The sequence below is a fragment of the Pseudoalteromonas sp. H71 genome (assembly GCF_001468485.1).
Taxonomy (GTDB): Bacteria; Pseudomonadota; Gammaproteobacteria; order Enterobacterales; family Alteromonadaceae; genus Pseudoalteromonas.
Genome location: NZ_LODI01000001.1, coordinates 345764 through 355953, shown reverse-complemented (window position 1 = coordinate 355953; position 10190 = coordinate 345764). Strand labels below are relative to the sequence as shown.

The window sequence follows — 10190 nt, the reverse complement described above, 5'->3', positions numbered from 1 at the left end:
GGTAGCAATGTGATTTAAGTGCTGGTATACTCCCGCGTCTGCCACGTTGCGTTCTATGCCTTCATATAGTTTAGCCACTAATGAGCGGCGCAAAAGTCTAAAACTCGAAGGGGTTATAGCAAACTTAGAGCAGTAGTTAATATTAACTACTTGTGGTTTTAATTGAAAAACATTGGATTTTTATAAATGAAAACGTTTGTTGCTAAACCAGAAACAGTAAAACGTGACTGGTACGTAGTTGACGCTGAAGGTAAAACTTTAGGTCGCATCGCTACTGAAATCGCTCATCGCCTACGCGGTAAGCATAAAGCTGAATACACTCCACACGTAGATACTGGTGATTACATCATCGTTATCAACGCTGAGAAAGTTACTGTAACTGGTAACAAATTCAAAGATAAAGTGTACTACGCTCACTCTGGTTTTCCAGGTGGCCTTAAGTCTACTACTTTTGATAAACTTCAAGCTGCAAAGCCTGAAATGATCATCGAGAAAGCAGTTAAAGGCATGTTGCCACGTGGTCCTTTAGGCCGCGCAATGTACCGTAAACTTAAAGTTTACGCAGGTACTGAGCATAACCATGCTGCACAACAGCCTCAGGTTCTAGACATTTAAGGAGCACTATCATGGCAAATCAATACTACGGTACAGGTCGTCGTAAAAGTTCAAGTGCTCGCGTATTCTTACGCCCAGGCACTGGTAACATCGTAATCAACAAGCGCTCTTTAGAAGAGTACTTTGGTCGCGAAACAGCACGCATGGTTGTTCATCAAGCTCTTGAGCTTGTTGATATGACTGAAAAATTTGACCTTTTCATCACTGTTTCTGGTGGTGGTACAACTGGTCAAGCTGGTGCTATCCGTCACGGTATCACTCGTGCACTTATGGAGTTTGACGAGTCACTACGTCCACAACTTCGTAAAGCAGGTTTCGTTACTCGTGATGCACGTAAAGTTGAACGTAAGAAAGTGGGTCTTAAGAAAGCGCGTAAGCGTCCACAGTTCTCAAAACGTTAATCTATACGTTATCAAGAATTCAAAAACCCAGCTTATGCTGGGTTTTTTGTTATTGGCGTAAAATTTCTTCAGATTCCTTTCCATTTTGATAAATTATTAGTCTAAGCTGTACATTGCAAATTACCGTTTATGATGATCACACTGTGCAATAAAGGCGTATTAATTGTACGAAAGGAAGTAAATAGTCAGATCGCTGCAAAAAAGTTAAATAATTATCGTAATTAGTTTAAATCCATCAGTTAATTGATGGAATTTTTTGCTACAATTGGCGTGGAAGTAAAACGATCAAGTTTTATAACACTATGTGTAGTCTTAAAACTTCCGCTTAGTGGAGTTGATCTTGGTCACTACATCGTTTTTACAGAAGTGATATTATTACTTTTCCAGCTCGTGCTCGAACTAGCTTAATCAAACCATTGGTGAAATTAATATTTTTCAAGACCCGAGTTGCTAATAACCTTGTTTTAAACAAGGGTTTTAATTATGATCATTTCTATTTTAAAAATTTCGAATAATTAACCTGCTGTAACTGATGTTCTCAATATAGCAAGTGTTGAGAATCGTAAGTGGAGATAAGTGGATGAGCAATGCGCCTGTAGACAATGGCCGACGTCGCTTTTTAACCATAGCTACCTCTGTTGTTGGTGGTGTTGGTGCGGCTGGGGCTGCTGTTCCTTTTATTGCGTCTTGGAATCCAAGTGAGCGAGCTAAATCTGCGGGTGCGCCTGTAGAAGTAGATATCAGCAAACTTGAACCTGGACAATTAATACGTGTCGAGTGGCGTGGTAAACCTGTATGGGTTGTATCACGAACCCCAAAAATGCTTGAGCAAATGAAAGAACATGAAGGTCAACTTCGTGATCCGCAATCGCAAGAGCCACAACAATTGGAATCATCAACAAATGATTACCGTTCATTACGTCCAGAGATTTTTGTCGCTGTAGGTATTTGTACGCATTTAGGATGTTCACCTAGCTTTTTACAAGGTGGCTTTGGTGAAAAAGTGGAAGGGACTGATGATGGTTTTTATTGTCCATGTCACGGTTCTAAATTTGATATGGCTGGCCGTGTTTTTCAANATCGGTTCCAGCACCATTAAACTTAGAAATTCCACCATATACTTTTCTTGATGAAACCACTATTTTAGTGGGCGAAGAACAAGGGGTGGCCTAATGTTTGGTAAGATTATTGGTTGGATTGACGACAGAATCCCAATGACACGTGTTTGGAACATGCATATTGCACAGTATCCAGCACCTAAAAACTTTAATTTTTGGTACTTCTTTGGCTCATTGGCAATGTTAGTACTAGTGAACCAAATACTGACCGGTATTTGGCTAACAATGAACTACGTACCGTCTGCTGAAGGTGCATTTGCATCAATAGAATATATCATGCGTGATGTAGATTATGGTTGGTTACTGCGCTATCTGCATTCAACCGGTGCGTCTGCGTTTTTCATTGTTGTTTATCTGCATATGTTCCGTGGCATGATCTACGGTTCTTATCAAAAGCCACGTGAGCTACTGTGGTTGTTTGGTATGTTTATTTTCTTAGCACTTATGGCTGAGGCATTCATGGGGTATTTACTACCATGGGGTCAAATGTCATTTTGGGGTGCGCAGGTAATTATTTCATTGTTTGGTGCAATCCCTGTTATTGGTGATGACCTTACACTTTGGATACGTGGTGACTACGTAATTTCAGGTGCAACGCTTAACCGCTTCTTTGCATTACACGTTATTGCACTACCATTAGTTATTGTAATTCTAGTGTTCTTACACATTGTTGCACTACATGAAGTGGGTTCTAATAACCCAGACGGTATTGATAACAAACGTAAAAAAGGCACGGTTCCTGAAGAAGATAAGCCTAAATTTAAGTTCCATGAATATTACACTGATAAAAAAGACATTATTGATGCGATTCCGTTCCACCCTTATTACACAGTAAAAGATATTGTGGGCGTGGTTGGTTTCTTAATCCTGTTTTGTTGGGTTGTGTTCTTTATGCCTGCTATGGGTGGTTTCTTCTTAGAAGCGCCAAACTTTGAAGCGGCAAACCCACTTAAAACACCGGAACATATATTCCCTGTTTGGTACTTTACGCCATTTTACGCAATCTTGCGTGCAATCCCAGATAAACTAATGGGTGTTGCAGCAATGGGGGCGTCAATTGTAGTACTTGCGTTATTACCTTGGATTGACCGTGGTTCAGTTCGCTCTGTTCGTTACCGTTGTGGTTTCCACAAATGGAACATTGCAGGCTTTGTTGTTACTTTTGTTCTTTTAGGTTGGGTTGGTGCTACACCGCAAACTGACTTTAAAACGATTGTTTCGCAAGTTTGTACTGTGACTTACTTTATGTTCTTCGTGCTGTTATTTGTTTACAGTAAGAATGAAAAAACTAAGCCATTGCCTGAGAGGTTAACGAAATGATGAAAAAACTAATTATTGGTTTATTCGCTTTATCAGTAAATATGTTACCTGCAATGGCGGCAGGTCCGTCGGTTCCTTTAATGGAAGCGGGTAACGATATATCTGATCAGCCATCTTTGCAGCGCGGTGCTAAGTTGTTCATGAACTACTGTCTTGGTTGTCACCAAATGCAGTACCAACGTTATGAACGTACTTTCCGTGATATTGGTATTCCAACGGAAGTTGGCCAAGAGCAACTTATTTTTGATGGTTCAAAAGTTGGTAGCCATATCAAGAATTCAATGGCTAAAGATGATGCAGCGAAATGGTTTGGTGCGGCTCCGCCGGATTTAACCAATGTTGCACGTGTACGCGGAAGTGATTGGATTTACACGTACTTGAAATCATTTTATAAAGATGAGTCTCGCCCGTTTGGTGTAAATAATACGTTATTCCCATCAGTAGGTATGCCACATGTTCTACAAGAACTTCAGGGTGTTCCTACTCCTATTACTGAAGAAGTAACTGTTGACGGTGTAAAAACTGTACATATCACAGGTACTGAAACAGATGGTTCAGGTGAAATGAGCGTAGATGAGTATGACCAAGCAGTTCGTGATTTAACGAACTTCCTAGAGTACGTCGGTGAGCCGACTCGACTTGAATCGGAAGCGCTAGGTATTAAGGTAATCGGATTTTTAATTATCCTATTTATCTTGGCATTTATGCTTAAGAAAGAATACTGGAGAGATGTTCATTAATTTTGAACATATTTAAAGGTAATTTTGCAATAGGGGCTTAAGCCCCTATTGCTGTTTTAGTTATTTAATGGAGGTAGGCATGGCCGTAGCTGCCAATAAGCGCCCTGTAATGACCCTTTTCTCTGGGGCTAACTGTATGTATAGCCACCAAGTACGCATAGTACTTGCAGAAAAAGGTGTAAGTGTAGATATTCATTTGGCTGAAAAGGACAATCTGCCAGAAGCACTTCACGAAATTAACCCTTACGGTACAGTGCCAACACTGATTGACCGTGAGCTTGGTTTATATCAGGCAAATATCATCATGGAATACCTTGATGAACGTTTTCCTCACCCTCCACTAATGCCTGTATATCCGGTAATGCGTGGCCGTAGCCGTTTAATGATGCACCGTATTGACACTGATTGGTACAGCCTTGCTGCTAAAATCAGCAATAACACATCAGATGCAGCACAAGCTCGTAAAGAGTTAACTGAGGCATTACTTGCGGTAGCTCCTATTTTTAGCGAAGCGCCTTACTTTATGAGTGAAGAGTTTAGCTTAGTAGATTGTTACTTAGCCCCACTACTATGGCGTTTACCTGAGTTTGGTATTGAGCTTAATGGTGCTGGTTCTAAAGAGATGAAAGAGTACATGATCCGTTTATTTGAACGTGAATCATTCCAAGCTTCGTTAACTGAAGCTGAGCGTGAGATCCGTTTATAATGACGCCTAATCGTCCTTATTTATTACGTGCTTTTTTTGATTGGATAGTCGATAACGATTGTACGCCGCATATTGTGGTGGACGCTGGTTTTGCAAATGTGCAAGTGCCTACACAGTTTGTGCAAGATGGACAAATTGTGCTGAACATTAGCCCATCTGCAGTTACACAGTTTTCGTTAGACTTAACTCAACTTAGTTTTAACGCGCGTTTTGGCGGTCAGCCAATGCAAGTTTATGTACCTTTAGGTGCTGTGCTTGCAATTTACGCTCGCGAAAACGGCGAAGGTACAGTCTTTACTGCAGACGAGTTTGTAGAGGACGAAGACGAGTTTGATGAAGGTCTAGAAAGTGTTGATTCATCAGAGTATATAGATGAAACACCACCAGAAAAACCTGAAAAGAAAAAAGGCTCGCATTTACGTGTTATAAAATAATATGTAGATTACAAAAAAACCGCTTAAAAGCGGTTTTTTTATTGCTGTAATTTAGTGACTTTTAATTAATATATTCAAATACCTTTACAACGCGCTCAACGCCCGACACATTACGTGCAATATTAACTGCGCGATTAGCTTCATCTTGAGACACCAAGCCCATTAAATACACCTCAGCGTTTTCTGTAACCACTTTAATGTTATTGCTGCTAATATCTTTAGTTGCTAGTAACTGCGCTTTTACCTTGGAGGTAAGCCATGAGTCGTGTGTTTGAGTGGTTATACCAATATTTGAACCAATACGAAGTTGGTTATGAATTTTACGAATGCCAGCAATTGACTCTACGGTTATTTGCGCTTCGTTTTTCATTTCTTGGTTAGCAACTTGACCAACAAGTAAAACAATACCATTAACACTTATAGTGTTAACTCGAGCTGATTTTTCTAGGCGTTCAACTTCACTAATAGCAATGCTGGCTTTAATTTCTATATTGTTATCATCAATTTGTGAGCCAATGGTGCGACGGTCATTTGCAGCGGTTACTGCACTGGCTGTACCGGCTACAACAGCTGCGGCGCAGCCTTGTAATAAAACAACGGTGCCTAATACGATGAGAGAGCGTTTAAACATAATTTTCATCCTGAGGGAAAAGCGTTAAATCTATGAGTTCACTTAAACAGTGTAAGTTAGTTAAATGCGACTCTATAATTCGGCTAGGGCGTTTAGACGGTGTTCTTATTTCAACATCATTAGGGCCAAGTAAACCCACTAATTCACCCCCGTCGTCACCCACCATAACAATGACCTTCATATCGCGTGTGAGTGCAGCTTCAACGGCTGAAATGACTTGTTTTTCATTGCCATTAATTGCTAATACCAATAGTAAGTCACCTTGCTGAGCAAAAGCACGGATTTGGCGAGCAAATGTGTCGTGATCATCACTGTGATTGTTTTGCCCAAGATTTATATTTTCTTGTGATAAAGCAATAGCAGGTAAGCAAGGACGCTCTGTTTCATAGTGATTAATCAATATCCCCGCCATGTGTTGCGCAAGCATATGACAGTTAGCTGTTCCGCAACAAATTAACTTATTACCATTAATTAGGCTTTGTGCAATTGTAAATGCGGCCGATTCAAGTGCACTGGGTAGGACTTCTCCAGCAGCTATTTGAACTTGAATACTTTCTGTAAAAATTTCTTTTATTGTGTCTTGCATAGCCTACCAATTTATTTTTAGTATTTTAAAATACGTTTTTAAGCCAATTATATGTAGGAGATGATTCTCCAGTTATGGCTACATAGTCAATTCTTAATGCCTGATTTGTTAAGTTTTTAGCCGCTAAGTAATGATAAATACTGCGTTTAAGCCGTGCTTGCTTTTGTGCACTGAGCGCATAATTAGCACCGCCTCGAGCGTTATTTTTGCGAAACTTCACTTCTACAAATACAAGGGTGTTTCCCTCTTTCATAATAATATCGAGCTCACCAAAGGGGCAGTAATAATTACGCTCTATAGGCTTTAACCCTTGCGACACTAGGTATTTTTGCGCTTGTAGCTCGTAGTACTGACCTTTTTCACGACTATTTTGCCACAGCTCTTTAAACCACGACATGTCGCCCCCTTAACTTAATAAAGTCTAATTTAAAGTTTGCACACCACTGGCTGACTGCATAAACAAGGGCACAGGGCGCTGTGTTTTAAGCTGAACGGGCTTAATTTGGCGATTAGTATATTGCGCCCAATCAAGCACTCGTTGTATGTGGCCATTACTATTAACTGATAACTTACCGCTCAAACCACTAAATTGATTACCAGGCATTAAGCTCAATTGCCTAATATCATTAATAACTAGTACTGCATCGTATGCCATAGCGAATAAGCGTTGGCTTATGTCGGCTTGCTCAGGCCAAAGGGTGTTGTACTGCTCACGTAAATTATGTTGTTTTATTTGCGAGTTAAGCATCCAAGGTAACTCTGTAAAGTAGAGTCCATCTAGATCGCCTTTATCGGTCGAATCTATCTGTTTGCTATGACTTTTAGAACTGGCATAAAGCGGGATCCGTTGTGCAAACGTACTAATGTTAACGTCAAGATAAGGCTTAATTAAACGGGTCTCTGTAGCATCACCTAAAATATAAATGACATCAATATCACTGCGTGAGCGTGTTTCACTCTCAACTTCTTGCTTAAATAATGCTTTGATTGTTTTTATACGCTCTTTAGATTTGTCCACTTCTAATAAGTTAGTAATGGTTTTAGGCATGTCTTGGTTGTTTTCATAAAAACCAATTTGAGGTTTAGTCTCGCTATAGCGTTGCCATTGCTGATTAAAAAAATCAACTAAACGCTGGCCATTATTGTTTTCTGGGGCAAGTAACATAGGTTTTTGGTATCCCATAGCCAGAAAATGCTCTAATGCTTGTTCTACCTCATGCTCAGGATTTAACGCAAAATAATAATGTTGAAGCGAAATAGTGTTTCCGTCGAATGTATTCAAATGTAGTGTTGGAATGTTAATCAGTGTTTCAGCAGCTGTTAGCTTATCTATATTTGCTTTAAGTAGTGGGCCAACTACAAAATCAGGATTTATTTGATCAAGCTTTGCAGCAATTTCTGCAGTACTTAAATTCTCATCAATAAAAATAGCTTCATTAATGTTTTGTTTGTCTAAGGCCGCCAGAGCACCAGCTTTTAATGCATTTCCTAGTCTTTCGTTTGGGCCAGACTGAGGAAATAAAAGCACTAGACGATCAATATTTAAAGATGCTAACTCAACAAAACCTCCGTCTTGTTTAGGTAAAACAGTGGCAGCAGGGTGCCCTACGTAACGACGTCGCCAGTTATTAATTGCTTGGTCAAGTTCTACACCGCTACCTGCATATACTTGGTGGTATAGAGCAAGGTTTACCCAGCCTTGTTGAATAACAGAGCCGCGGTTAAAACGCTCCAATGCATAGGAAGATAACTGTTTTAGGTTATCCCATAACTGTTGCTCGAGTTGCGGGATGTCAATTTTACTTTTTGCAGATGTCTCAGATGCTCTAAAAAAGTAGGGAGCTGCTTTTTTTGGAAAATTTTGTGAGGCATAAATGCTAGCTGTTAAAAACTGATGCCATGCAAAGTGCTCAGGCTGTGTTAGTTGCCCATCTAACGATTGTAAAATAATTAAAGCCTGGTCATTTTTATTTTGTTGTTTCTGCGCGTATGCAATATAAAGACGATTTTGAGTTTGATCGACACTTGCTGTTAGCTCAAGGTCGCTACCGATTTGCTCTAATAATGGCCAGTTTTTTTCAGAAATAGCGGCATCACGTGCGCTATACAATAATTGTATTTTGTCAGCACCTTGACGATTTACGGCTAATTGATAGATAGATTGCGCACTGGTTGCTTGATTTTTTAGCGCATTAGCACTGCTGCTGAAGTTATCGCTTTTTTTAATTGGTTTTTCGGTTGTGCTACACGCCGATAACCCTGACAATATAATTAATAGACCAACTAGTTTAAGTCGCACAATGATTTCCCAATACGTTAACGCGATTTGCTTATATTACTGACTGACGCAGGAGACCTCAATGTTAAATGAGGAGAATTCACATAAAATTGGCACTCTTTACATTGTTGCCACCCCAATTGGCAATTATGACGACTTAAGTCAGCGTGCAATCGCGACATTATCGCAAGTTGACTTAATCGCTGCTGAAGATACTCGCCACACCGGCAAGCTGCTCAGCCATTTTGGTATTAAAGCAAAAACATTTGCATTACATGATCACAACGAAAAACAAAAAGCGCAGCAAATTATTGATCAACTAAATCAGGGGTTAAATATAGCCTTAGTGTCAGATGCTGGTACGCCGCTCATTAGTGACCCAGGATATGCGGTTGTAAACTTATGCCGTGAACAAGGCGCAAGCGTAACCCCTGTGCCTGGTGCATGCGCTGCTATAACCGCAGTGTGTTGTTCAGGTTTACCTACTGACCGCTTTCAGTTTATTGGCTTTACGCCCGCTAAAAGTAAAGCGCGCCAAGACTTTTTCATCGAAGCGGTAAACTCAGGTATTACCAGCATTATGTATGAAAGTACACACCGTATTATGGCAAGCCTTGACGATTTAGAAACTGCGCTTGGCAGTGAACAGCAGGTGGTGTTTGCTAAAGAGCTCACCAAAACCTTTGAAACTTTTTTTAATGGAACGGTAACTGAGCTTAAGCAGTTTTTAACTGACGATCCTACTAAGCAACGCGGCGAAATTGTACTCATGCTGCCGGGCAAACCCAAGCTTGTAGACGATATTCCACCTGAGGCTCGTAAAATGTTGGCTCTACTTGAAAAAGAAATGCCAATGAAAAAAGCGTGTGGTGTTGTAGCCGACTACTTTGGGATGAAGAAAAATGCACTATACAAAACAATTATTGAAGAAAAAGAGTAAATATTACTGCGCTTGGCTTTAGCGTCATGTATACTGCGCGCCGAGTTAGCCAAGATAATCGCTGCCTGTGACGAAAATGATCAGGGGGAGGAAAGTCCGGGCTCCATAGGGCAGAGTGCCAGCTAACGGCTGGGGGGCGTGAGCCCACGACAAGTGCAGCAGAGAGAAGACCGCCAACCTAGGTTGGTAAGGGTGAAAGGGTGTGGTAAGAGCGCACCGGGCCGCTAGTAATAGTCGGTTGCAAGGTAAACTCCACTCGGAGCAAGACCAAATAGGGTTCCTTATGGCGTGGCCCACGTTGGAACCGGGTAGGTTGCTTGAGCCATAGAGCGATTTATGGCCTAGACGAATGATTATCACTTTCTTCGGAAAGGACAAAACCCGGCTTATAGGCTGACTCACTCATTCAATAAAAAGCCCG

The 10190-nt window shown here is 40.7% G+C and carries 11 protein-coding genes, 1 other RNA gene and 2 pseudogenes; 10 read left to right on the top strand and 4 right to left on the bottom strand.

The genetic code is table 11. The features are described from left to right. The first annotated feature begins 186 nt into the window (after window positions 1-186). The 8 genes and pseudogenes from rplM (at window position 187) to ATS71_RS01595 (ending at window position 5334) form a co-directional block, all read left to right on the top strand. On the top strand, window positions 187-615 hold the full coding sequence (gene rplM / locus ATS71_RS01625; protein WP_002957960.1) for a 50S ribosomal protein L13: 429 nt from the start codon (window positions 187-189) through the stop codon (window positions 613-615). A gap of 8 nt (window positions 616-623) precedes the next feature. Beyond that, on the top strand, window positions 624-1016 hold the full coding sequence (rpsI, locus tag ATS71_RS01620) for a 30S ribosomal protein S9 (RefSeq protein WP_086007041.1): 393 nt from the start codon (window positions 624-626) through the stop codon (window positions 1014-1016). A gap of 580 nt (window positions 1017-1596) precedes the next feature. Beyond that, window positions 1597-2094 (top strand): annotated as a pseudogene (gene petA / locus ATS71_RS01615) (ubiquinol-cytochrome c reductase iron-sulfur subunit); the annotation flags it as partial. Window position 2095: 1 nt separating this feature from the next. Next, window positions 2096-2189, top strand: a pseudogene (locus ATS71_RS18765) (ubiquinol-cytochrome c reductase iron-sulfur subunit); the annotation flags it as partial. After that, the gene (locus ATS71_RS01610) at window positions 2189-3454 is read left to right on the top strand and encodes a cytochrome b (RefSeq protein ID WP_006792118.1); all 1266 of its coding nucleotides are present in this window, start codon (window positions 2189-2191) and stop codon (window positions 3452-3454) included. The pseudogene ATS71_RS18765 and the gene ATS71_RS01610, both read left to right, overlap by 1 nt. Further along, window positions 3451-4194, top strand: a complete 744-nt coding sequence (locus tag ATS71_RS01605; RefSeq protein ID WP_058403238.1) for a cytochrome c1 — start codon at window positions 3451-3453, stop codon at window positions 4192-4194. The genes ATS71_RS01610 and ATS71_RS01605 overlap by 4 nt, the downstream gene beginning before the upstream one ends. 79 nt (window positions 4195-4273) lie before the next feature. Further along, window positions 4274-4900, top strand: a complete 627-nt coding sequence (sspA, locus tag ATS71_RS01600; RefSeq protein WP_006792120.1) for a stringent starvation protein SspA — start codon at window positions 4274-4276, stop codon at window positions 4898-4900. After that, window positions 4900-5334 (top strand): ClpXP protease specificity-enhancing factor, encoded by a 435-nt coding sequence (locus ATS71_RS01595; protein WP_058403237.1) that lies wholly within the window; start codon window positions 4900-4902, stop codon window positions 5332-5334. Before sspA ends, ATS71_RS01595 begins: the two co-directional genes overlap by 1 nt. Window positions 5335-5395: 61 nt before the next feature. Here the strand turns inward: ATS71_RS01595 and dolP are convergent, their stop codons facing one another. The 4 genes from dolP to ATS71_RS01575 are packed head-to-tail and all read right to left on the bottom strand — an operon-like array spanning window position 5396 to window position 8850. Then, complete coding sequence (gene dolP, locus ATS71_RS01590; protein ID WP_058403236.1) at window positions 5396-5965, bottom strand: division/outer membrane stress-associated lipid-binding lipoprotein; 570 nt, start codon at window positions 5963-5965, stop codon at window positions 5396-5398. Further along, window positions 5958-6551: an SIS domain-containing protein gene (locus tag ATS71_RS01585; RefSeq protein ID WP_058403235.1), complete on the bottom strand. Its 594-nt coding sequence runs from the start codon at window positions 6549-6551 to the stop codon at window positions 5958-5960. Before ATS71_RS01585 ends, dolP begins: the two co-directional genes overlap by 8 nt. A gap of 25 nt (window positions 6552-6576) precedes the next feature. Continuing rightward, complete coding sequence (locus ATS71_RS01580; protein ID WP_058403234.1) at window positions 6577-6948, bottom strand: YraN family protein; 372 nt, start codon at window positions 6946-6948, stop codon at window positions 6577-6579. Window positions 6949-6972: 24 nt separating this feature from the next. After that, window positions 6973-8850 carry a penicillin-binding protein activator gene (locus ATS71_RS01575; RefSeq protein ID WP_058403233.1) on the bottom strand — a complete coding sequence of 626 codons (1878 nt, stop codon included), beginning with the start codon at window positions 8848-8850 and terminating at the stop codon, window positions 6973-6975. A 61-nt stretch (window positions 8851-8911) separates the two neighbouring features. Between ATS71_RS01575 and rsmI the strand changes: the two genes are divergently transcribed. Then, window positions 8912-9769 carry a 16S rRNA (cytidine(1402)-2'-O)-methyltransferase gene (gene rsmI / locus ATS71_RS01570; RefSeq protein WP_058403232.1) on the top strand — a complete coding sequence of 286 codons (858 nt, stop codon included), beginning with the start codon at window positions 8912-8914 and terminating at the stop codon, window positions 9767-9769. A 41-nt stretch (window positions 9770-9810) separates the two neighbouring features. Further along, an RNA gene (rnpB, locus tag ATS71_RS02135) (RNase P RNA component class A) lies at window positions 9811-10174 on the top strand. Window positions 10175-10190 lie beyond the last annotated feature (16 nt).

What these genes read in the sequence shown, in the direction of transcription:
- sspA (WP_006792120.1), top strand. Translation starts at nt 4,274, where the DNA reads ATGGCCGTAGCTGCCAATAAGCGCCCTGTAATGACCCTTTTCTCTGGG.
- ATS71_RS01605 (WP_058403238.1), top strand. Translation starts at nt 3,451, where the DNA reads ATGATGAAAAAACTAATTATTGGTTTATTCGCTTTATCAGTAAATATG.
- rsmI (WP_058403232.1), top strand. Translation starts at nt 8,912, where the DNA reads ATGTTAAATGAGGAGAATTCACATAAAATTGGCACTCTTTACATTGTT.
- dolP (WP_058403236.1), bottom strand. Translation starts at nt 5,965, where the DNA reads ATGTTTAAACGCTCTCTCATCGTATTAGGCACCGTTGTTTTATTACAA.
- ATS71_RS01585 (WP_058403235.1), bottom strand. Translation starts at nt 6,551, where the DNA reads ATGCAAGACACAATAAAAGAAATTTTTACAGAAAGTATTCAAGTTCAA.
- rplM (WP_002957960.1), top strand. Translation starts at nt 187, where the DNA reads ATGAAAACGTTTGTTGCTAAACCAGAAACAGTAAAACGTGACTGGTAC.
- ATS71_RS01610 (WP_006792118.1), top strand. Translation starts at nt 2,189, where the DNA reads ATGTTTGGTAAGATTATTGGTTGGATTGACGACAGAATCCCAATGACA.
- ATS71_RS01580 (WP_058403234.1), bottom strand. Translation starts at nt 6,948, where the DNA reads ATGTCGTGGTTTAAAGAGCTGTGGCAAAATAGTCGTGAAAAAGGTCAG.
- ATS71_RS01595 (WP_058403237.1), top strand. Translation starts at nt 4,900, where the DNA reads ATGACGCCTAATCGTCCTTATTTATTACGTGCTTTTTTTGATTGGATA.